The sequence below is a fragment of the Candidatus Epulonipiscium viviparus genome, from assembly GCF_030708075.1.
GTDB classification, from domain to species: Bacteria; Bacillota; Clostridia; order Lachnospirales; family Cellulosilyticaceae; genus Epulonipiscioides; species Epulonipiscioides viviparus.
Window position 1 is genome coordinate 2,373,302 of record NZ_CP117982.1, and the last position, 23,266, is coordinate 2,396,567.

Here is a 23,266-nt window from a genome sequence, read left to right on the forward strand (position 1 = left end):
CCTGCACCTAAAAATGCACCTAAAAATGTGTCCGGTGCTCCACCTAGCAATACATTGTGTTCTTTGGCAAGTCTCATAAGCTCGACACCTTCTTCGAGAGACGCACCTAAAGGTTTTTCGCTATATACGTGTTTTCCAGCTTTAATTGCACAAGCCGCGACATCAAAATGCTCATAAGGTCTTGTTAAATTTAACACTATATCAACTTCTGGATCAGCAACAACTTCATTCACATCTTTATAAATTTTCGGTATATTATATTCTTCACTAGCCTTTTGTGCTCGTTCTGGTATCAAATCGCAAACGCCTGTAAATTCTAAGTTATTAAATACATTCGTAATATTTTTTAAATAAATTCCACTTATTGCTCCACAACCTACTAATGCTACCTTTTGCATAATAACCTCCAATTAGAACATTTTTTTATCACTTTCAAATTTTTTAGTGTCTAGATTATTTTCCACTGTATATGCTTTACCTTCGGCAGCCCAAAGCATACCACGCTTCATAATTTCTTGAGAAGATGGGTGTTTATCAAAGACACTATCATTATGACCTAGCGAAGTGTAGAAAATTCGACCATTCCCCCACATTTTCGTCCATGCAACAGGCATATCAATTGGTTTATTTGATATGTGATAAAACGGAATATCCGGATGCGGAAAACGTGTCGTTGCCAAAACTTCTATTGCTGGATCAACATGTAAATAATATTGTTCACTAACAACAGGAAAATCGCTAATTCCTTCAGTAATGGGGTTAGAATACGAAGATATATTTACCATATACTCGGTTTTGCCACCACCTGGATGAGAAACCCAATTAGCACCTGTAATAAACTGCCATAGCACAGAATTTCTAAACGCATCACACATTCCGCCATGGCAACCTGCCATACCCACTCCAGACCCAACTGCTTTTGAAACATTTTGTCCTCTAGGACCTGATAATTCGCTCATTGTTACACATGGTATAATCAAATCTAGTTCTTTCAACTTCTCTAAATCATCAAATGATTCTAGTGTATTAGATATTTCAACTTCAAAACCTTCAGTACGTAAAATTCCAGCAAAACGATTGGCAACAAGTTCTGGTTCATGACCATCCCAACCGCCCCAAACAATTAATGCTTTCTTCATATTACACCACCTACACAATATAGTTGTCTATTCGACTGGTTAATTTTACCATTAACAACATTAAAAGTAAAGGTCTTTTTAAAATATGTATAAAAAAAAGCCTTGAAATTTTTCAAGACTCTCCATTTTTTTATAATTAAATATTCAAAATAAAACAGTATCAAGCCAAACTTCGATTGTTTTCCTTAGAAAGGAGGTGATCCAGCCGCACCTTCCGATACGGCTACCTTGTTACGACTTCACCCCAGTCATTGATTTTGCCTTAGGCAGCTCCCTCCTTGCGGTTAGGTCACTGACGTTGGGCCCCCTCAACTTCCATGGTGTGACGGGCGGTGTGTACAAGACCCGGGAACGTATTCACCGCGACATTCTGATTCGCGATTACTAGCGATTCCAACTTCATGTGGTCGAGTTGCAGACCACAATCCGAACTGGGACTGCTTTTTTGGGGTTTGCTTCACGTTACCGCTGTATGCTTCCCTTTTGTAGCAGCCATTGTAAGCGTACATTGATTGTGTAAGTTCCTGTGCTAACTGCAGTTGGAGTGCTAATTTCAAAAGGGATAGCGTCTTCGAAGACACCAATTTTGTTGACTCCATTTTCGCTTATATAGGTTATTAAAATTTCAACAAATCCTTCGATTGTTAATATGCTTCCGTCCAATACTTTGTCTTCTACCTTAACTTTCATTTCGGTTGTGAATATTTTGTTATTTTCTGGGCTTAAACCTTCGGCATTTAAATTTACTTTTTTGGAAGCAATGGTGATGTCTTTAAAAATTAGATTTTGATATGTCTCGTTGTTGCTACTAATATTGACCTTTTTGCCAGGACAATATATGTCATCAATAATCTCAGTCTTTTCATTATTATAAGTCGTATACTTGGCAGTCAAAATATATTCTGTTTCAATCATTCTGTCTTCGCCATCGTAGTCTGGACTGATTTGTGGATCGTATGTCGGAACGATATCTAGCTCACAGGTAATATAGGCTTCGTTTTCATCACGAGCCAAATCTATCTTTACATCGTTAACAGGAATTTTATGGGTAACTACTTCTAGAGTCTTCTCGTCTTCGGCTGATTTATATAATGTAGAGACTTCTATTTTGCAACTAAATTCTATCTCGTCGTCAGTTCTTTTAATCTGCTCTTCTATAATATCGGCTGTTTGCTTTAGTATTTCACCAAGTACAGGCTTATTTTGAGGAATTTGAAGATTTTCTTTAATAATTCTTTTCTCCTCTTTATAAGGCATCATTGTAATTATGTTTACCTCTTTAGCCTTTTTTTGTACGTTGTCGTCTGTTTTAATGTCTTCTACTATAGAAACTTCCTTCGTGCTAGTCATAACTGCATCAAGAGCGATAATCACTTTAACGTTGATTTTACGTTCATTTAGTAGATTGAAGTGTATGTTTTCTATATCGAAATGAAAATCGACACGGTCGCTAGGTTCTAAGCCTTCGACAATCATAAAATCTTCAAGAGGAATGGTTCCACTCATTTTTACAATTGAAGCGTCCTCTCCCTCTGGAACATAAAGAATGGTGACGTCAACTTGACCCTGATATACAATTCGATTGGCTTGTATATCGATTTGATCAATCCTGATTTTGCCATCTAACAAAAGGATTTTATGCACATCTGATTTACCGTCAGGCACTATTAAGTCTTTCTCTTTAACTGTTTGTGAATTAGCGCTGTGGGTATCTTGTGTGATATCCATCCATTTTTTTATTAAATCCACCGCCATTTGTTTTCCTCCTCAAAATTTAAAAATTGTATGCTTGTATTTAACAAAATTGTGCTAATACATATATATTCACATTAACAATTTTTATGCCCAATAAAAGTTTAGGTAATAATCTTGTGGATTCGGCTCTATCTTATAAGCAAACCTCCTATCTATCTCTTATCTATAAAATTGCTTGGATTGTTTGGGCAAGTAGCTTATAATCTCATTATTATTATCCTCCTATCTATAAAATTGTTTGGGTAAGTAGCTTATAATCTCATTATTATTATCCTCCTATCTATAAAATTGTTTGGGTAAGTAACTTATAATCTCGTTGGTATCCTCCTTATATCTATAAAATTGTTTGGGTAATTGGCTTATAATCTCAATGGTATCCTCCTCCTATTTATAAAATTGTTTGGGTAATTGGCTTATAATCTCAATGGTATCCTCCTCCTATTTATAAAATTGTGTGGGTAACTGGTTTATAATCTCAATGGTATCCTCCTCCTATCTATAAAATTGTTGAATTATTTGGGTAAGGTAAAATTGCTTATAATATCACGCTCCTTGTTATTTATTATGTAAATATGGGGCCGCCGTCGCGGCTTTTGCCTAGGACTTCATACCCACCCACACCACCCTGTGTAATTGTATATTTAATTGCCTCTGTTACATCTAATACCTTATAAAAAGGACAATATGCAATTCGTTCGACAATAAATACAGGATCTAGTGCATGGATTAATACTCGATTTGGTGAAGCTGCAAAATCAGCTCCAGCTAATAATAATTCCTCAAAATAGGATTGGCAAGCACCTGCGAAGATAACTAATTGATCACTGGTGGGTCGTATCTTTCTGGCTTCTTTTGTTGACTCGATATAATATTTCGAGTTTTTGTAATTTTCTAGCTCATTTGTTTTTCCCCCCTTTTGCAAAGAGTCATGACCCGTCAGAACCAAAATGTCAGGATTATGTTTCTCGATTAGTTCTTTGACTTTTCGAGGCTGGACGGTTTCTGCAACGTTCTCACCTACTGCTGTTATTCCTAAAGTCTCATAATAATTTAGGCAGACATTTAGATAAAAGGCATCACCGTCGATGTGCAAAACTTTGCCTATTTTTCGCATTCGTGTTGTATCTAACTGCTTATGTTCCTCTTGAACTTTAGATACATTGGCATCAATTAAATCCATAGTGTCACGCTCATTAGGTATACTACGTAGTCCGCTGGCTGGTACTAGATCTCTAATATCAGCATCTGCAAGTATTCTATATGTCACGCCCTTAAGGACTGCAACATGTTGTCGAGTAATGTAGTCGATTTTGAATAAGATATCTTTTGAATAAGATTGTCTAAGAACATAATCACCTACTGTTAGCATTTTAATTCACTCCTCAAACTTACCTATCATATTATAATGTTTATTAAGTTTAGGGGTTGTTTTATACATACTTTAGAAATAAATAGGTCTAATAGCTCGAGTATGCATTTGGCATCTATTATTTTATTATTTTATCTATTGCCGTATCTATTTCTATTATATATGTCTCGTGTACTACCTCACTTATAACAAGTGGAATTTCTCAACGTGTATGCTTGGTTTTCGTCGCATACTTTAAAATTAGGGATCAGTAATATGTAGCATTCTATATATATGCATTTGTTTTGCGCCAACCGCGATAGTCTTCTAGATAAACTAGATTAGAGAAAATAGATGGTTCTCGTATCTTGTTTTTACGCTGTATGTGCGGACCTCCGATTCGCAATCGAAACTTTGAAGTCTCCTGAGATCGCAATTTTTCACGATGCGTGAGGCTAGCTAATTTTTCGCCTAGATGGAATAATTTGCCTTTTGTTGTGACTTTCTCTTCGGACTCCAAAACATTTGTATGCTTGTCCATATCTTTTTCAAATTGTTCAAGACGAGCTTGTTCAATTTCGTTTTGAAGTATGGCTTGTGCGATATCTCTTAGCACAGGAAGTTGTTTGGTACTCTTATTTGTCTCTTTAATCTTATCTCCCGTATCGTCATTAAATGATGAAGACTTTTTGATCGTATCTCCTGTATCTCTTTAATCTTATCTCCCGTATCGTCATTAAATGATGAAGACTTTTTGATCGTATCTCCTGTATCATCATTAAACAGTGCAGTCTCTTTGATCGTATCTCCTGTATCGTCATTAAATAGTGCAGACTCTTTGATCGTATCTCCTGTATCATCATTAAGTAATAAAGTCTCTTTGATCGTATCTCCTGTATCGTCATTAAATAGTGCAGACTCTTTGATCGTATCTCTTGTATCATCATTAAGTAATAAAGTCTCTTTGATCGCATCTCCCGTATCATCATTAAGTAATAAAGTCTCTTTGATCGCATCTCCCGTATCATCATTAAGTAATAAAGACTCTTTGATCGTATCTCCTGTATCATCATTAAGTAATAAAGACTCTTTGATCGTATCTATGGTACTTAATTTTTTGATAGTATCTTGAGTTATTCTATTTTTTTCACTATTATTAATAATACTTATAATGGTATCAGTTGGTTCAATTTTTTTGACATCGATAGTAATTTTACTAAATTGGATTGTTAGATTATTGTTATTTAAGAGATCAAGTACACTACTTTCAAAAATAGCTTCTTGTTCGTCTAATGAAACCGATTTTGGCTCTGTTGCTGCAGGTGTATTCATTGCTGTTTGGTATTCCAATAATTGACAATTCACAACCTTCTCTATATATGGATTCTTTTTAACCTTGATTTTAGATATAAATTCTGGTAGGAAAGCAGATGCTAAGAAAAGCTCAGCCGCTCCCGTATTTGCGGGATTGTTAGATAACTCATTATTGAATAATTCCGTAAAATCGTTGCTTGGATACTCCGCACTCAGCTTAGTATTAAAATACCTATATGTTTTAGCGCGACTAGTATTAAATCTCTCTAATAAAGCTAGAAAACCTATGTTCTTTTTCATGATAATTCATCTCCTTTTATTAGTTATTATTTTATTATTTTAGTAGTAGTTACAAAGACTGACTGGTGTTGTAGCGATGCAAATGCTCTATTATATAGTAGAGTTGCAGTTGCAAAGACTTACTGGTGTTGTAGCGATGCAAAAGCCTTATTATATAGTAAAGTAGCAGTTGCAAAGACTTACTGGTGTTGTAGCGATGCAAAGTCTTTATTATATAGTAGAGTAGTTGCAAAGACTTACTGATGGTGTAGCGATGCAAAGGCCTTATTATATAATAGTAGAGTAGCAGTTGCAAAGACTTACTGGTGTTGTAGCGATGCAAAGGCCTTATTATATAATAGTAGAGTAGCAGTTGCAAAGACTGACTGGTGTTGTAGCGATGCAAAAGCTTTATTATATAGTAGAGTAGCAGTTACAAAGACTGACTGGTGTTGTAGCGATGCAAAATCTTTATTATATAGTAGAGCTATAGTTGCAAAGACTTACTGGTGTTGTAGCGATGCAAAGTCTTTATTATATAGTAGAGCAATAGCAGTTGCAAAGACTTACTGGTGTTGTAGCGATGCAAAGTCTTTATTATATAGTAGAGTAGCAGTTGCAAAGACTTACTGGTGTTGTATCGATGCAAAAGCCTTATTATATAGTAGTAGAGTAGCAGTTGCAAAGACTTACTGGTGTTGTAGCGATGCAAAAGCCTTATTATATAGTAAAGTAGCAGTTGCAAAGACTTACTGGTGTTGTAGCGATGCAAAGCCTTATTATATATATATATAGAGTAGCAGTTGCAAAGACTTACTGGTGTTGTAGCGATGCAAAAGCCTTATTATATAGTAAAGTAGCAGTTGCAAAGACTTACTGATGTTGTAGCGATGCAAAAGCCTTATTATATAGTAAAGTAGCAGTTGCAAAGACTTACTGGTGTTGTATCGATGCAAAAGCCTTATTATATAATAGTAGAGTAGCAGTTGCAAAGACTTACTGGTGTTGTAGCGATGCAAAGCTTTATTATATAGTAGAGGAGCAGTTGCAGAGACTTACTGGTGTTGTATCGATGCAAAGGCCTTATTATATAATAGTAGAGCTATAGTTGCAAAGACTTACTGGTGTTGTAGCGATGCAAAGACTTTATTATATAGTAGAGTAGCAGTTGCAAAGACTTACTGATGGTAGCGATGCAAAGACTTTATTACATAGTAGAGTAGCAGTTGCAAAGACTTACTGGTGTTGTAGCGATGCAAAAGCTTTATTATATAATAGTAGAGTAGCAGTTGCAAAGACTTACTGGTGTTGTAGCGATGCAAAGACTTTATTATATAGTAGAGTAGCAGTTGCAAAGACTTACTGTGGATATAGCGATGCAAAAGCTTTATTATATAGTAGAGCTATAGTTGCAAAGACTTACTGGTGTTGTAGCAATGCAAAAGCTTTATTATATAGTAGAGTCGCAGTCGCAAAGACTTACTGTGTTGTAGCGATGCAAAGTCTTTATTATATAGTAGAGCTGCAGTTGCAAAGACTTACTGGTGTTGTAGCGATGCAAAGGCTTTATTATATAGTATAGCTAAATGTAAAGTGTAGTAGTAGTGCGTTACGTAGATAAGTAATATGTAGTGCGTTGTAGCGGATATTATGTGAAAAGACTAAGTTGCATTTATTTATAGACTCGATATCGACTTGCTGGTGTTGCTGTCGATTTGTTGTCTGCCGCTTACACAAACTATACTAGCACATAAAAAAATGCTTGACAATCCTAAAGTAAAAAATAAGGTACTTAAAGTGAGTAGAGTCCTTTAAATACCTGAGCTAAAAGTTAAAAGTTTTTTCGTTTTATTAGTACCTTAAAGTAGATTCTAGGCAAATTGTATCGATTGGGATCGGATTTTCGTTAGCGTTTTCCTCCTAAATATGGCCAAGGATTGGTGTGTTGACCATGAACTCGGACCTCAAAATGAGAATGATTTCCGGTTGAGTATCCAGTACTACCGATGCCGGCGATTTTTTGACCTGCATATACGTAGTCCCCAACATTTACATTCAAAGTAGAGTTGTGTCCATAAAGCGTAGTTAGTCCATCACCGTGATCTATCATAACAGTATAGCCAAATCCATTTACCCAACCAGCGATTATAACCACTCCGTCAGCTGCTGCAACGACTGGAGATCCATATGCAGCTGGAATGTCAATGCCTTGGTGAAACTCGGGTATATTCAATATAGGATTTTGCCTTGGGTTATAGTCAGAGCTGATGCGAGTCCAACCAGGAACAGGCCAGACAAACAGAGCTCCGTTAAATGCAAGCTGGCTTTGGGCTATCAGAGACTGTATCTCTTCTGTAAGTTCGGTGCTTATAATTTCTAATGCGCCGAGCTGATCTTCGAGAGATGATTGGCTTTCTTCGAGTTGAGCAATTTTGGTCATCTTGGTACCCATTGTAGTAGAAAGATCTGCGATCTTATTCAACTCAGAATCTTTAAGCAGCTCCAATGCTTCGTATTCAGAATCCAACTGCAGCTTTTTGGCTGCAACAAGGTTTTGTTTTTCCTTGAGTTCTGCAAGTACAGTGCGATCTATATCGGCAATAATGCTGATATAATAGCTTCTATTTAAAAGTTCTATTAAACTCGATGATGAGAATAGGAGATAAATATAGCCATATCGATTATTTTTATACATTCGCACCATGCGGTTTTTGGTTGCTTCGTAATGTAGTTGCTTATCTATTTCGGCTTGAGCAAGTTCGGTTTTAGTGATTTCAATATCAAGTTTTTTGAGTCTGCTTTCTTCATCTAATAACTTGATTTCTTCTTCCAAAGTTATGATCTGCAAATCTAATTGATCGATTTCGGCATTTATCAAATCTTGTTGTTGCAGGTTGATATCGATAACTTGTTGAGTTTTTTCTATATCATCTTGGTTACTTTCTAATTCTAATTTCTTAATTTTAAGTTCTTCTGCTACTTGCTTTTGATGCTCTTCAAATTTGCGTTTTTCTTCTTCCCGAGCTTTTAGCTGTTCTGCAGTAGGTCCAGAATGAGTTTGTTTAGGAGTATTTTCGGTGCTAGAATCTACTTTAACGTCTGTAGAATTATCATCAGATGATGTAGCGTTATCAGTGGCTGGAGCAGTGTTATCAATGCTAGAATCTACTTTAACGTCTGAAGCATTAGCGGTGTTTTCGGTAGAGTCAGAATTTTTGGTCGCAGGTGTGTCCGATGTTGTAGCAAACAAAAAAGACTCCAGTCCAAATATAAAAAGACCGATGAATAATAAATGTCTTTTCATAGGCTACACCTTCAGATGTTTGCTAATAGCAATAATGCTTCCTATCACACTGATGCTAATTGCTAATGCAAAATAAACAGGTAAAAGCCAAGCCATAACCAAATTAAGATCTTGGAGAACAAGACCATTAATAATGTCAGAAAGTGCCAGAGTTAATTTATCTGCTGCAAATCTGTAAATATAGTATATACAAAAACTAGGAATGGTTGCGCCGATAAGTCCTATCAAAATTCCTTCTATTACAAAGGGGATCCGAATGAAATTATCTGTTGCTCCCAAAAATTTCTTGATTTCTATCTCTTTTTTATGAACAAAAACAGCTAATCTAATTGTGTTGGTAATTAGCAAGAGCGATATAATTATAAGTATACTAATAAATATTAATGAAAAGCGTTGTATATAAGAATTAAGCGACAGGAATGCCTGAGTTTCAGTTACAAAATACGTGGCGTCCAAGCCCAATTGCTCTAATTGTGATACAACAACTCTTTGAAAATCCACATTAGTAGATTTAATTTCGAAAGATGCAGGAAGCGGATTGTCGTCTTTAAATTCTTCATATAGCAAAGAATCGTCTCCTGCAAAAGTTTTAAGCGCCATATCTTTTGAGATAAAGTCTACTGTTTTTACATATTTTAAATTTTTTATAGTTTCTTGTAATTCTAGGATATTTTGATTGTTAAATGCATCATCTAGATAGACGCTTATTCCTATCTGGTCTTCTATTTGTAATACCAAATATTCAAGGTTAATTGCTATAGAATATGAAATTCCTAGAGTTAAAAGTGATAAAACTATAGTAGTAATAGAGGCAAAGGTCATCATTTTATTTTTAAATAGTCCTTTGATGCCTTCGCCCAGAAGATAACTAAACATATTCTTCCTCCTGGCCATATCCACCATTATTTTGATCGCTTATAATCTCGCCGTTTTGAAGCTCTAGTACGCGTTTTTTAAATGTAGTCACTATGTCACTCTCGTGCGATGCGACTAATACTGTGACGCCTCTGCTATTTATATCCAAGAGCAGTTTCATAATGTCCCACGCAGTAGAGGGGTCGAGATTTCCGGTAGGTTCGTCTGCTATTAATATAGGGTTATTATTAACGATAGCTCTTGCGATGGCTGTGCGCTGCTGCTCTCCTCCGGATAGTTCATTGGGGTAGCAGTTGGCTTTTTTGGATAGCCCCACTAATGCGAGGGCCATAGGTACCTGATATTTGATATGCTTTTTCTTTGCACCAATAACCCGCATAGCAAATGCTACGTTGTCAAATACTGTTTTGTTATAAAGTAATCTAAAATCTTGAAAAACGACACCGATTTGTCGTCTATAATAGGGGATCTGACGATGTATCAAATTTTCTATATTACGGCCATTAACAGTAATGATGCCAGTTGATGGTTCTATTTCTTTAAGTATCAATTTAAGAAATGATGATTTGCCAGAACCGCTATTTCCAGTAACAAATACAAATTCTCCTTTCTTGATGTGAAGCGAAGTGGTCTTGAGACCGATCGCTCCGTTAGAATAAATTTTAGAAACTTGTGCTAATTCTATCATTTGTTTCTCCAATCTTATGGTTTATATTTTAGGCATACTTTGCTTTTCCATATAGTCCATATATTGACTAACCATTATAGTGATTTTGAAAACAATAGCATCGTCAAACTCACGAAGATCAAGACCGGTCATTTTAAGAAGTTTATCTAATCTATATACCAAAGTATTTCTGTGAATATATAACTGTCTGGATGTTTCGGAAACATTTAAAGAGTTTTCAAAAAATTTGTTTACTGTTGAGAGAGTTTCTTCGTCGAAGTGTGTGATCTTTTTGCCTTTTAATACTTCGTCGATAAACATGCGGCACAAAGTGACAGGTAGTTGGTAGATGATTCGCCCAACACCAAGTTTTGAATAGGTAGAAATTTTTGCTTCGTAATTGAAAATTTTTCCAACTTCTAAGGACATGGCAGCTTCTTTGTAAGAATTGGAAACATCTTTCAGGTCGTATACAACAGTCCCCACACCAATAGCAACTTGAATTAAAGCTTCTGATAATAGTGTGTTATATATAATATCAGCGTGTTCTTGGACTTCTTCTTCGTTTTTAGATTCAAGAGCTTTAACCAAAATGATGCTTTTATCATCAACGGCAGTGACAAAGTCTAGATTCTTATCCGGAAAAAGACTTCTAACTGTTTCTGTGATACTAACTTCTCCAACATCAACATTTTCTATTAGATATACTACTCTGGGTACAGAGTTTTCGACGTGCAGTTTTTTAGCCCTGTTATAAATATCAACTAGCAACAAATTGTCTAGCAAAAGGTTTTTAATAAAATTATCTTTATCGAAGCGTTCTTTATATGCGATAAGCAAGTTTTTGATTTGAAACGCAGTCATTTTGCCAAGTTTGTATGCTTCATCATCGCCTCCTTTTACTGCAACAATATATTCGACAATATATTCATCGAATACTTTTACATAAAAAGAACCAAGCATCTCTTGACTGTCAGCTGCAGAAACAATAAAGGCACTAACTTCTTCTTTATATTCGCCCAAAAGGCTTTCTCCTGTTGTGGCAACTACTTTGGCCTCAGCATCTAAAATACATATATCACGTCTGGTAATCATTTTTAATCCATCTACTATATTTTGTAATACTTGGTTTGTAATCATCGTTGTTCTCCCTTTATTATATAATATTTTTCTAATACCCTTTTAATTACCTAATTTTTACTAAGCCTTAAGTATAACATTTTTAAAATAAAACTACAAGCAAAACTGGAATAGTGATCATGCATAAAATATTGCTTATAAATACAATACTAGCAGCAAGTTTTACATCGCAATCGTATTGTTCTGCAAATAACAAAGTCATGGTAGCTGCCGGCATTGCCGCAAGAACTACAAGAACTTCTTTTAAAACTTGATCTATCGGTAAAATAATAATTATGCTAGAGATAATAACAGGAACAAAAATTAATCTAAAGAAATTTATAGCATATGCTCGAAAATTTAATAATGATTCTCTAATGTTCATTCTAGAAAGAGTGGCTCCAAGAATAAACATCGAAAGGGGGGTCATAAGGCTTCCGTATACCATAAGAGGTTCGGCAATGACATTAGGAACACCAACGCTAGATATAAAGCATACCAAGCCAATAGCAGTTGCGATATTAACAGGGTTTAGGTATATTTCCTTAAATTTGATTTTGTGCTTGCCTTTGTTGGAACTATTGATCATAAAGATTCCGACTGTAAAAGCATAAACATTATAGGCAATATTAGCAATGCCGCCATAAAAAATACCGTCAGACCCGACTACGGCATCCAATATTGGGAAACCTATAAATGCGCAATTGGGAAACACCATAGCAAATTTCCAAAGGCCTTTTTCTGAGTCTGAGATGCGAAGAACTTTTGTAATTATAATTGCCAATATATGTGCACAAATATACACGCCAAATGATAAAAATAAAATAAATATACAATTTACTAGTTTATTTTGGTCAAATGGTTGTACAATAGCGAAAAAGATATTGACGGGTAAAATAGTTTTTAAAAGCAATGAAGTGAGTTTTTTTGTGAAATCTGTATCAGAAAAACCAAATTTTCCGCAAACGAATCCTACGATGAGTAAAACAAATATTGTAGTTAGGCTTGGTAATATTAATTCTATGTCCATATCTAAACCCCCCGTTAAAGTTATATTTATAGTATATTAACTAGTGTACTTTTTTATACAATTATTAAGCAAGCACTTGAAAAATTTGTTGTCACAATGTTAGTTATTTAAGAATATGTTATAGAATAGACAAAATTTAAATAAAATGGAGGAAAAATATGTGTGGAATAGTTGGTTATATAGGACGAGGATATAAAAATAATGTTGCCGAAGTTTTACTTGACGGGCTAAGCAAGCTTGAGTATAGAGGCTATGATTCGGCAGGAATTTGCTTAGCATCAGAAGAAGTGCTGGTATATAAAGATGAAGGAAGAGTGGCGCATTTGAGAACTTTAGTAGATCTGGAATTTGATGCCAAAATGGGCATAGGTCATACTAGATGGGCAACTCATGGAAAACCTAGCCAAATAAATGCGCATCCTCATCAGAGTAATAACGGACGATTTACAATAGTTCATAATGGTGTAATAGAAAATGAGTCAGAATTACGAGCAACATATTTAAGTGATTACAAATTTGTTTCGGACACAGATACAGAAATAATAGTAGCGTTAATCGAAAAGTTTGTTGAAGAAGGAGAGGCGGTAGAAGTTGCGATACGCCACGTAATGAGTTTGCTAAAGGGGTCGTATGCTTTGGGAATAATTGATGGAGACATGCCGGACCGAATGTATGCTGCAAAAAACAAGTCTCCGCTTTTGCTAGGCGTAGAAGATGACTTTAACATGATAGGCTCGGATGCTATGAGTGTAATAAAATATACAAATAAGTTGATTGAATTAAACGATGGCGAATTTGTTGTTTTAACAGCTACAGAAGTGGCCATCTATACAATGCTGGGAATAAAAGTAGAGCGTTCGCCATATACAGAAACCCTCGATGCTGCAGATATGGAAAAAGGAATATATTCTCACTATATGCTAAAAGAAATAGATGAGCAACCATTTGTATTAAGAAGAATAGTACAAGAATATTTTGATGATGCGGGATATAACATAGACCCCAAAATCACGGATGTACTGAATGAAACTGACAGAATCTACATCATTGCTGCAGGTACAAGTATGAACGCAGGGCTTGTAGGAAAACAACTGTTCGAGCAAATAGCCAAAATACCAGCAGAAGTTCATATAGCATCAGAGTTTGTATATAACACGCCAATTTTAAGCAAAAAGCCATTGTTTATTTTTTTATCGCAATCGGGAGAAACTGCAGATAGTAGAGCAGTACTAGTGAAGATCAAAAAATTAGGCTATAGATCACTTACTATAACCAATGTAAAGGGGTCGACACTCTCAAGAGAAGCGGACAATACGCTATTACTATATGCGGGAGTAGAAATAGCGGTTGCATCGACAAAGGCATATACCGCACAAATTGCAGTAATGGCGATACTTGCAGCGAAAGAGGCAGGAGTAGATGCTGAATCGATAAAAACTGATATTTCCATCGTGGCAAATGCATTAGAAATAATAACTAACAATAAGGCGGCATACAAAGAGTTGGCAGAGAACTATCTAACCAAACGCAATTGCTTTTATATAGGAAGAAATATCGACTATTATGTTGCAGTGGAAGCCGCGCTCAAGCTAAAAGAGGTTTCGTATATACAAACGGAAGGCTTTGCGGCGGGAGAATTAAAACACGGAACTATAGCTTTAATCGAAGATGACACTCCTGTCGTTGCGATAATCTCGCAAGAAAACATCAACCTAAATACGAGATCCAACATAAAAGAAGTGAAATCGAGAGGAGCAAAGACGATCATTATTGCGTTAAAATCGTTGAGCGCAGTGGGGGATCAAATTGTGATAGAAGATGTAAACCCGATTTTATCACCGCTAGTTACAATAGTTCCGTGCCAATTGATGGCATACTATGCCGCGCTGAGCCGCGATTTGGATATCGATAAACCCAGAAATCTTGCAAAATCAGTAACAGTAGAATAGCATTAAAAAAAGCCAGTAGCGTGAACAACTATTGGCTTCTTTGTATTTTATCGAACGGTAATGTTAACCGAGTCTGTTGCAAAGCCATTTTTATCTTTGACAACAATATTAACGCGGCCGCCGTTGTGAGCAGAAACTATGCCATTTGAAACTGTTGCTATGGCCTTCTTAGAAGATTTCCAAGATAAATCGGAAGCGGAAAGTCCTTCTAGCGATAGATATTCTTTTAAGTCGATGGCAGTGCCAGTTTGAAGTACAATCTCTTTTGCGGTATCAGCAAATCTCACGGAATCTAAATTTTGTGTATCGCCGACGGTGACGTTTGTAGAAGTGGTGACGAATAGATCATTGGCATTTTTTGTAATTATGGTTGCAGTACCATCGCCAACTGCAGTAACAACGCCAGCGTCATCCACTGTGGCGACGTATTTATTTGTGCTAAAGTAGCTCACGTCTGCGTTCAAGTTGCGAGGAGATGTAATAGTATCGAGCGCAATAGAAGAGCCAACGTCGAGCGTTACCTGAGTTTGAACGTTTTTGATGTTGGTCATAGGCACATGGCTAAATTTGGTTTCATACATAGTATCGTACAATTCGCGAGATGCGTTCACAAGCTCCATATAAGGCTGATCGGTTACGTCTACAAAACCTAAATTGAAGTTTTCGCCATCCCAAGAGCGTCCCAAAATTGGCTCATCATAATATTGAAACCAATGTACTCCAACGAATTTGCCACTTTTTAACGCAGACTCCACATAGTTTGTATATGCATCTGCTCTGGCTTGTTGGTCGACCACTGCCATTGTTGTTGGGCTAAATGGACCCATGTCAGTTGCAGAAAAACAGAACTCTCCGATGATCATTGGCATGTCGTACTCTTCGAATTTAAAATTTTCGCGCTGAATATCTATGTTGTAGTTATTAAAGCTAAGAATATCGACGTAATTGATTGCCGACTTTATTACCTCTATAGGAGTGCCCCACTCGGTGTTTCGAGATCCTAGGTACATAGTTCCGGGAAGGAGCTCGGTAACGACCTTATCTACAACGGCGTAATATTGATCAGAAAGTACGCTAACAACCATTGATGCGTCGGCGGCAGGAATGTCACCCTTATACGGTTTGCCGAATTCCTCAAACGATGCGAAGTTTGTGCCCCATGATTTGTTGAGCGCTTCGATGGTTTCGTATTTGTCTTCGAAAACAGTCATAAAGTGGCGCTTAGCATAGGCCTTTTCGTTGGCGATGTCATCATCAAAAATCGCATCGACTAGAGGATTGTTTGCCATATTGTTGCCCCACTTATATTCGTTATCAACATAGACGCCGAAGCAATAAGGGTCCTTGTGTATGCCAAAGCGAACGGCTTGGTCCTTGATTGCGGCAATGGTGGATTTTTCAAATTCTGGATCGAATGCATCTGGAACGGTATCGTATAATCGAACATGTTTTCCACTATTTACCGTAGTCCAAGTGAATGCAGTATAAGGGGTTTTGTGCTGATCGCCCTTGCCAAAAAATAGTGATGGCTCTGCCCAGGCGCCGATAGAAGTGATCCCCCAAGCTTTAAATCGATCGGTTGCCATTTTGCCCCAATCCGTAAGCCAGTCGTTGCCATATTTCTTTTCGAGATTCATAGAGTAAAACGAAAAAGAAGTGCCGCTCTTTTGACCATGAGGAGGTTGTATTCCGCTGGCTCTGCCAAAGTGTTCCTTAAACTCGCCGTTGCGCTCTGGAAGTTCTTCGAACATGTATTCGCGACCCTGAACCCAAGTGTCCATTCCGTTTTTGCGAACGATTCCAAATCCTGTGGCAAAGTAAGGATAGCCTTCTGGGTCTATTAAAGTCCACGCTCCATCAATTTTGGTAGGGTAAAAATGACCGGTAGCTTCCTGGCGCAATGCTTCGTTTTTGTAGCCGCCATAAACGGTTCTGTCTGTTCGCGCTTCTTGCTCGGCTTTCCAAATTGCAACTTGCGCTTCTTCTTCAGCTTGTGCGTCTTTTAATTGCTCATCGCTAAAAATCTTGTTAGCCCAGTCTTTTGGCGCGTATTGGCCATATTTGTCGACGATATTTGCATAAGTTTCTTCTATATTATAGAGAGGATTTTCTACAACTCTAAAGTTGTCAAATGAATAGTAGCCAACCGGCCCGTTAACGCTCCAGGCAAGAGTTATTCCTGTGATCTCTGAAGGGTTGTTCATAGCCCCCCAACCTTCTCCGGGAATAATTCCGTCAAATCCGATAGGGCTAGGCAATGCGTCTGCCCCTTGTTGTCTCAGGCTTTCGTCCAATACGCAATACACGGTGTGAGTAGATTGTGGCGGAATTGAGTTCATATATGCTTTGGAGCCACCAGCATATTTGATGGTTGTGGTGAGTCGATGCGTTCTGTCGTTTGGGTTTGTAATATCGAATGCCAACACCATTCTGTTATCACTAAAATCCCAGGATTTGCCATTTGCTGGAGCGATAGTAATCGACGCATTGCCACCGTCAGTAAACCGTACCTTTAGTGCGTTTTCACCGTCTGTCGCATGGAATGGCTCTATAGTATAATCAACTTTGTTGCCGGCCGAAATTTTTACATTTTCAGCAGTGAGGTTCTCAAAAGATATAGGCTGAAAAGAGTGGTTTGCTATTTCTTCGGCAGTTACGTTGGCATCCTTGTTGGCAACGCCCTCGGCTAAAACGGGCATTAAAGTAAATGCTCCCAATGCTATAATTGCTAATTTTTGTGCTAGTTTCATAATATCCTCCTAATTTGATAAATATTGAAATTATTGAACTACTATGCTGATCGAATCTGTTGCAAAGCCGTTTTTCTCCTCGGCAACGATGTTGATGCGTCCAGGAGCATGTGCAGTAACGACGCCGTTCTCAATGGTGGCAATTGCCTTTTTGGAAGTTTTCCATGTGATGTTGGCTGCATTGACGCCGTCCAATTTGAGCTGATTCTTAAGGTCCAGCGTTGACCCAGCTGCTAGCGTTAGTTCTTTTGCGTTATCGGCAAAGCGTATGGAAGCAGGTGCGGCGCCGTCACCGACAACTACGTTTGTAGAGGTAACGACAAATAAATCGTTGGCATTCTTGGTAACTATCGTGGCATCTCCATCGCTGACTGCGGTAACAACTCCATTTTCATCAACGGTTGCGACGTATAAGTTGGTACTATAATAGCTTACGTCTTCGTTTAGGTTTGCAGGAGTTGTGGCGGTTTCGATTGTTGCAGTTTGGCCGACTCTCAAATCGATGCTGGTTTGCTCGTTTTGGATGTTGGTCATCGGAATTTGGGTGAACATCGTGTCGTACATCGTGTCGTAGACATATCTAGACGCATTGACTAGCTCCATATAAGGCTGATCTGTTACATCAACAAATCCCAGATTGAAATTTTCCCCATCCCAAGAGCGTCCAAGAATAGGCTCATCGTAGTATTGAAACCAATGAACTCCAACGAATTTTCCGCTTTTGAGTGCAGACTCAACGTAATTTATATAGGCATCTGCTCTGTCTTGTTGCGACGATACGGCCATAGTTGTTGGGCTAAAGTGTCCGGCGTCTGTTGCACTAAAGCAAAACTCGCCGATGATCATTGGCATATCGTATTCTTCGAATTTAAAACTTTCGCGCTGTACATCTGGATTGTAGTTATTGAAACTCAGGATATCCACATACTTGATGGCAGAGTGAATTACTTCTATAGGAGTGCCCCACTCGGTATTTCGGGAGCCGAGGTACATTGTGCCTGGAAGGAGCTCTGTGACAACGCTGTCAACGACTTTGTAATATTGGTCTGACAGCTGGCTAACCACCATAGATGCATCCTCGGCTGCGATTTTTCCAGTATATGGTTTTCCAAGCTCTGCAAAAGATGAGAGATTGCTGCCCCATGCTGAGTTTAGTGCAGAGATGGAGCCATATTTATCTTCGAGTACGGCAACGAAATGGCGCTTGGCATAGCTTTTTTCAGATGCAACATCGTCATCGAATATTGCTTTGACTAGATTATTGTTGGTCATATTGGTGCCCCACGGATATTCGTTGTCAACATAAACGCCAAAGCAGTATGGATCTTCGTGTATACCGTAGCGAACGGCCTGATCCTTGATTGCGGCAACGGTGGATTTTTCGAATTCTGGATCGAAGGCATCGGGAATTGTATCATGAAGCCTCACGTGTTTGCCGCTCGAAACGGTGGTCCAGGTGAATGCTGCGTATGGAGTTTTATGTGTATCACCCTTGCCGAAAAATAAATCGGGTTCTGCCCAAGCTCCCAAAGAAGTAAGGCCCCAAGCTTCGAATCGATCGATGGCCATGTCGCCCCAGTCTTGAAGCCAGTCGCTGCCATATTTTTTTTCAAGATTCATAGAGTAGAAAGAGAAGCTGGTGCCATATTTTTGACCAAAAGGAGCTTGCATTCCGCTGGCTTTGCCGTAGTGATCAGCAAATTCGCCGTTCTTGGCTGGAAGTTCCTGGAACATATAGTTGCGACCATCGATCCAAGTGTCCATTCCGTTTTTGCGAACAATGCCAAACCCGGTTGAGAAAAATGGGTAGCCCTCTGGATCTATTAGAGTCCAAATGTCGTTGATTTTTGTGGTGTAGAAATGGCCGGTGGCTTCTTGTCGCAAGGCTTCGTTTTTGTAGCCACCATAAATAGTGCGGTCTGTTCGCGCTTCTTGCTCGGCTTTCCAAATAGCAACTTGAGCTTCTTCGGCTGCCTGCGCTTCTTTGAGTTGTGCATCGCTAAAAATTTTGTTAGGCCAAGTTTTAAGAGCGTATTGCCCATACTTATCAACTATTCCCGCGTATGCTGTTGAGACATCGAGAAGAGGATTTTCTACTATTCTAAAGTTGTCGAATGTGTAGTATCCGACATCGCCGCCAACACTCCAAGATAAGTCAATTCCGGTAATTTTAGATTTATCAAAATTGACGTTGCCCCAGCCAGGACCCGGGATTATGCCGTCTTCTGCTATCGGACTTGGTAACGCATCGGCACCGAGCTGAATCTTGTCTTGATCCAATACGCAATACATAGTTTTGGTAGTATTTGGAGGAATGACATTTACATATGCAGTGGTCCCGCCTTGATATCTAAAAACGGTATTGAGTCTTTGTGTGTATTCGTTGGTATTTGTGACGTCAAATGCAAGGACCATTCGGTTGTCGCTAAAGTCCCAAGTGCCACCGTTGGATGGTGCGATTCGGATCATCGATGAACTGCCGGCTTCGTATCGAACTTTAAGTGCGTTATCTCCATCGGTTGGCATAAATTCTTCTATAGAATATTCGCTAAATCCCCAAGGAGGAGAGCTGGTGGAAAATTTAAACGTTTGCTTATCATCATTTTCAAATGAAACGGCTCCGAATGAGTGGTTATCGATATCTCGTTGCGAAACAGCTAAAGTGGGAACGGCAGTAAAAGCGGTAACTGCTAGAATAGCTAGTTGCATTGCTAATTTCATAAAATTATCTCCCTTCAATAATGTCAATAATGTGTATTTTTATTTAGATTGAACTACGATGCTGATTGAATCGGTGGCAAAGCTGTTTTTATCTTCTACAACAACGCTAATGCGCCCAGGAGCATGTGCTGTTAGAATGCCGTTTTCGTCAACTGTGGCAATGGCCTTTTTAGAAGTTTTCCACTTGAGATTGGTAGCATTATCCAATTTGAGCTGATCCTTAAGGTTGAGTGTTGTTCCGGGAATCATCGTTAGCTCCTTTGCAGTGAATCTCACAGAAGCAGGTGCGGCGCCGTCACCAACAACTACGTTTGTAGAGGTAACGACAAATAAATCGTTGGCATTCTTGGTAACTATCGTGGCATCTCCATCGCCGACTGCGGTAACAACTCCGTTTTCATCAACGGTTGCGACGTATAAGTTGGTGCTATAATAGCTTACGTCTTCGTTTAGATTTGCGGGAGTTGTGAGGGTTTCGATGGTTGCAGTTTCGCCAGCTGCCAACGCGATGCTAGATTGTGTGTTGTGAATATTGGTCATAGGAATATGGTTAAACATTGTTTCGTACATTGTGTCGTATATATATCGCGCCGCATCAACTAGCTCGGGATAAGGCTGGTCGGTTACATCTATAAATCCTGCATTGAAATTTTCGCCATCCCAAGAACGGCCAAGAATCGGTTCGTCGTAGTATTGAAACCAGTGTGTACCAATAAATTTTCCGCTCTTGAGTGCAGACTCGACGTAATTTATATATGCATCGCCCCTTGCTTGTTGCGAAGGTAATGATGTCCCGGTTGCGCTAAAGTGTCCTGCGTCGCTGGCGCCAAATCCAAATTCGCCGATGATCATTGGCATATCATATTCTTCGAATTTAAAGTTTTCACGATGTACATCTACGTTGTAGTTATTGAAACTTAGAACATCGACATATTTAATTGCAGAGTGAATTACTTCTATAGGAGTGCCCCACTCGGTATTTCTGGAGCCGAGGTACATTGTGCCTGGGAGCAGCTCCGCTATAACGCTATCAACAGTTTTGTAATACTGATCTGCTAATTGGCTAACCACCATAGATGCGTCTTCGGCTGCGATTTTTCCAGTATATGGTTTTCCAAGCTCTGCAAAAGATGAGAGGTTACTGCCCCATGCCGAATTTAGTGCAGAGATAGAGCCGTATTTATCTTCGAGTACTGCAACAAAATGGCGCTTGGCATAGCTTTTTTCAGATGCAACATCGTCATCAAAAATTGCTTTGACTAAAGCGTTGTTTGACATGTTGTTGCCCCAATTATATTCGTTGTCAACATAAACGCCAAAGCAGTATGGGTCCTCGTGTATGCCATAGCGAACAGCTTGATCCTTGATTGCGGCGATGGTGGATTTTTCGAATTCTGGGTCGAAGGCATCGGGAACCGAATCATATAGTCGAACATGCTTGCCGCTTGCAACAGTGGTCCAGGTAAATGCTGTATATGGAGTTTTATGTATGCTGCCCTTACCAAAAAATAAATCTGGTTCTGCCCAAGCGCCGAGGGAAGTGATACCCCAAGCTTCGAAGCGATCGGTGGCCATCTTGCCCCAGTCTTGAAGCCAGTCATCGCCATATTTTTTTTCAAGATTCATAGAGTAAAAGGAGAAGCTGGTGCCAGTTTTTTTGCCAAAAGGAGGTTGAAGTCCGCTGGCTTTGCCGTAGTGATCACCAAATTCGCCGTTCTTGGCTGGAAGTTCTTGAAACATATATTCGCGACCATCTACCCAAGTGTCTTTGCCGTTTTTGCGAACGATGCCAAAGCCTGTGGAAAAAAATGGATATCCTTCTGGGTCTATTAGAGTCCAAATATCATTGATTTTTGTAGTATAGAAATGGCCGGTGGCTTCTTGTCGCAAAGCTTCATTTTTGTAGCCGCCATAAATGGTGCGGTCTGTTCGCGCTTCCTGTTCGGCTTTCCAGATAGCAACTTGAGCTTCTTCGGCTGCCTGTGCTTCTTTTAATTGTTCATCGCTAAAAATTTTGTTAGGCCAAGTCTTGGGAGCGTATTGCCCGTACTTATCGATGATTCCTGCGTATGCTGTTGAGACATCGAGGAGAGGGTTTTCTACTATTCTAAAGTTGTCGAATGTGTAGTATCCAACATCGCCACCAAGGCTCCAGGACAAATCGATCGCAGTAACGGTAGATTTATCAAAATTCATATTGCCCCAGCCGTTGCTAAGAACTATTCCATTTACACCGGCTACCGGACTTGGCAATACGTCGGCACCGAGTTGGATTTTATCTTGATCCAATATGCAATACATGGTGTTGGTGGTGTTTGCGGGTACTTCATTCATATATGCAGTAGTGCCGCCGGAATGTCTAAATATAGTGGTGATTCTTTGGGCATGATCATTGGTGTTGGTAAAATCGAATGCAAGAACCATTCGGCTGTCACTAAAATCCCAGGTGCCGCCATCTGCTGGTGCGATTCGAATTGTGGAGGAGTTGCCGGCTTCGTATCGAGTTTTAAGAGCATTTTTGCCATCGGTTGGCATAAACTCTTCTATAGAATATTCGCTAAATCCCCAAGGAGGAGAGCTGGTGGTAATTTTAAGAGTTTGCTTATCGTCATCTTCGAACGAAACTTTTCCGAATGAGTGGTTGTCAATATCACTTTGAGAAACAGCTAGAACGGGAACGGCAGTAAAAGCTGCGACTGCGAGAATAGCTAATTGCATTGCAAATTTCATAAAACATCTCCCTTCAACAATATGAAATGTAAAAAAATGTATGCTCATTACTACGTTAATAATATACTAATTGATAGATTTTGCCAACAAGAAAAGTAACCAAAATTATACAAATGCATTAGTGACATTTTACCATAAAAAAAATACTGCTCCAGCAAAAGCCAGTGCAGTAGAAAAATCGTGCTATTCGAAAAAATCTTTTAATGACGGGATAGCTTTTGTTGTCTTCGGTGATATATTTTTACCGTAAAAAAAATACTGCTCCAGCGAAAGCCAGTGCAGTAG

The 23,266-nt window shown here is 38.6% G+C and carries 14 protein-coding genes, 1 rRNA gene, 2 pseudogenes and 1 other annotated feature (1 of these 18 only partly in view); of the genes and pseudogenes, 3 read left to right on the forward strand and 14 right to left on the reverse strand.

Translation table 11 applies throughout. From position 1 onward, the window contains the following. Positions 1-89: ribosomal RNA gene (locus tag PCY70_RS09880) — 23S ribosomal RNA — on the forward strand; it begins 2,050 nt to the left of the window's first position. A gap of 15 nt (positions 90-104) precedes the next feature. Here PCY70_RS09880 and PCY70_RS13865 read toward each other — a convergent pair. The 6 genes and pseudogenes from PCY70_RS13865 to PCY70_RS09900 form a co-directional block, all read right to left on the reverse strand. Beyond that, positions 105-398: pseudogene (locus PCY70_RS13865) on the reverse strand (Gfo/Idh/MocA family protein); the annotation flags it as partial. A gap of 12 nt (positions 399-410) precedes the next feature. Then, entirely contained in the window at positions 411-1,139 is a 729-nt protein-coding gene (locus PCY70_RS09885) for a ThuA domain-containing protein (protein ID WP_305766809.1), read from the reverse strand. Positions 1,140-1,341: 202 nt separating this feature from the next. Further along, positions 1,342-1,697, reverse strand: a sequence feature (16S ribosomal RNA rRNA prediction is too short). Between the two features lie 855 nt (positions 1,698-2,552). After that, a pseudogene (locus PCY70_RS13910) lies at positions 2,553-2,894 on the reverse strand (DUF3794 domain-containing protein); the annotation flags it as partial. Positions 2,895-3,456: 562 nt separating this feature from the next. Further along, complete coding sequence (gene yabG / locus PCY70_RS09890) at positions 3,457-4,263, reverse strand: sporulation peptidase YabG (RefSeq protein ID WP_010166076.1); 807 nt, start codon at positions 4,261-4,263, stop codon at positions 3,457-3,459. Between the two features lie 265 nt (positions 4,264-4,528). Then, a complete protein-coding gene (locus PCY70_RS09895; RefSeq protein ID WP_010166077.1) occupies positions 4,529-4,858 on the reverse strand; it encodes a hypothetical protein in 330 nt (109 codons plus the stop codon). Next, a complete protein-coding gene (locus PCY70_RS09900) occupies positions 4,852-5,607 on the reverse strand; it encodes a hypothetical protein (RefSeq protein ID WP_305767223.1) in 756 nt (251 codons plus the stop codon). Before PCY70_RS09900 ends, PCY70_RS09895 begins: the two co-directional genes overlap by 7 nt. Positions 5,608-7,003: 1,396 nt before the next feature. Between PCY70_RS09900 and PCY70_RS09905 the strand changes: the two genes are divergently transcribed. Next, positions 7,004-7,417, forward strand: a complete 414-nt coding sequence (locus PCY70_RS09905) for a hypothetical protein (protein WP_305767224.1) — start codon at positions 7,004-7,006, stop codon at positions 7,415-7,417. Between the two features lie 324 nt (positions 7,418-7,741). Here the strand turns inward: PCY70_RS09905 and PCY70_RS09910 are convergent, their stop codons facing one another. From PCY70_RS09910 to PCY70_RS09930, 5 genes are all read right to left on the reverse strand, one after another. Next, positions 7,742-9,139 (reverse strand): murein hydrolase activator EnvC family protein, encoded by a 1,398-nt coding sequence (locus PCY70_RS09910; RefSeq protein ID WP_305767225.1) that lies wholly within the window; start codon positions 9,137-9,139, stop codon positions 7,742-7,744. Between the two features lie 3 nt (positions 9,140-9,142). Continuing rightward, positions 9,143-10,015: a permease-like cell division protein FtsX gene (gene ftsX, locus PCY70_RS09915; protein ID WP_010166081.1), complete on the reverse strand. Its 873-nt coding sequence runs from the start codon at positions 10,013-10,015 to the stop codon at positions 9,143-9,145. Then, positions 10,008-10,703 (reverse strand): cell division ATP-binding protein FtsE, encoded by a 696-nt coding sequence (gene ftsE / locus PCY70_RS09920; RefSeq protein ID WP_010166082.1) that lies wholly within the window; start codon positions 10,701-10,703, stop codon positions 10,008-10,010. The genes ftsX and ftsE overlap by 8 nt, the downstream gene beginning before the upstream one ends. Positions 10,704-10,724: 21 nt before the next feature. Then, a complete protein-coding gene (locus PCY70_RS09925) occupies positions 10,725-11,822 on the reverse strand; it encodes a PucR family transcriptional regulator (RefSeq protein ID WP_010166083.1) in 1,098 nt (365 codons plus the stop codon). 82 nt (positions 11,823-11,904) lie between these two features. Then, on the reverse strand, positions 11,905-12,831 hold the full coding sequence (locus PCY70_RS09930; RefSeq protein WP_305767226.1) for an AEC family transporter: 927 nt from the start codon (positions 12,829-12,831) through the stop codon (positions 11,905-11,907). Between the two features lie 158 nt (positions 12,832-12,989). On the opposite strand from PCY70_RS09930, the gene glmS reads away from it, so the two are divergent. Further along, the gene (glmS, locus tag PCY70_RS09935; RefSeq protein WP_305767227.1) at positions 12,990-14,780 is read left to right on the forward strand and encodes a glutamine--fructose-6-phosphate transaminase (isomerizing); all 1,791 of its coding nucleotides are present in this window, start codon (positions 12,990-12,992) and stop codon (positions 14,778-14,780) included. A gap of 47 nt (positions 14,781-14,827) precedes the next feature. On the opposite strand, the gene PCY70_RS09940 is transcribed toward glmS, so the two are convergent. Genes PCY70_RS09940 through PCY70_RS09950 form a run of 3 tightly spaced genes read right to left on the reverse strand, consistent with a single transcriptional unit; the run spans position 14,828 to position 22,981 of the window. After that, complete coding sequence (locus PCY70_RS09940; RefSeq protein WP_305767228.1) at positions 14,828-17,530, reverse strand: Ig-like domain-containing protein; 2,703 nt, start codon at positions 17,528-17,530, stop codon at positions 14,828-14,830. Between the two features lie 30 nt (positions 17,531-17,560). Further along, positions 17,561-20,251, reverse strand: a complete 2,691-nt coding sequence (locus PCY70_RS09945) for an Ig-like domain-containing protein (RefSeq protein ID WP_305767229.1) — start codon at positions 20,249-20,251, stop codon at positions 17,561-17,563. Between the two features lie 39 nt (positions 20,252-20,290). Beyond that, positions 20,291-22,981 carry an Ig-like domain-containing protein gene (locus tag PCY70_RS09950; RefSeq protein WP_305767230.1) on the reverse strand — a complete coding sequence of 897 codons (2,691 nt, stop codon included), beginning with the start codon at positions 22,979-22,981 and terminating at the stop codon, positions 20,291-20,293. Between the last annotated feature and the right edge of the window lie 285 nt (positions 22,982-23,266).

Excerpts from the sequence above, each read along its gene's own strand:
- PCY70_RS09885 (WP_305766809.1), bottom strand. The coding sequence starts at position 1,139 with ATGAAGAAAGCATTAATTGTTTGGGGCGGTTGGGATGGTCATGAACCA.
- yabG (WP_010166076.1), bottom strand. The coding sequence starts at position 4,263 with ATGCTAACAGTAGGTGATTATGTTCTTAGACAATCTTATTCAAAAGAT.
- PCY70_RS09910 (WP_305767225.1), bottom strand. The coding sequence starts at position 9,139 with ATGAAAAGACATTTATTATTCATCGGTCTTTTTATATTTGGACTGGAG.
- ftsX (WP_010166081.1), bottom strand. The coding sequence starts at position 10,015 with ATGTTTAGTTATCTTCTGGGCGAAGGCATCAAAGGACTATTTAAAAAT.
- ftsE (WP_010166082.1), bottom strand. The coding sequence starts at position 10,703 with ATGATAGAATTAGCACAAGTTTCTAAAATTTATTCTAACGGAGCGATC.
- PCY70_RS09925 (WP_010166083.1), bottom strand. The coding sequence starts at position 11,822 with ATGATTACAAACCAAGTATTACAAAATATAGTAGATGGATTAAAAATG.
- PCY70_RS09930 (WP_305767226.1), bottom strand. The coding sequence starts at position 12,831 with ATGGACATAGAATTAATATTACCAAGCCTAACTACAATATTTGTTTTA.
- glmS (WP_305767227.1), top strand. The coding sequence starts at position 12,990 with ATGTGTGGAATAGTTGGTTATATAGGACGAGGATATAAAAATAATGTT.
- PCY70_RS09940 (WP_305767228.1), bottom strand. The coding sequence starts at position 17,530 with ATGAAACTAGCACAAAAATTAGCAATTATAGCATTGGGAGCATTTACT.
- PCY70_RS09945 (WP_305767229.1), bottom strand. The coding sequence starts at position 20,251 with ATGAAATTAGCAATGCAACTAGCTATTCTAGCAGTTACCGCTTTTACT.
- PCY70_RS09950 (WP_305767230.1), bottom strand. The coding sequence starts at position 22,981 with ATGAAATTTGCAATGCAATTAGCTATTCTCGCAGTCGCAGCTTTTACT.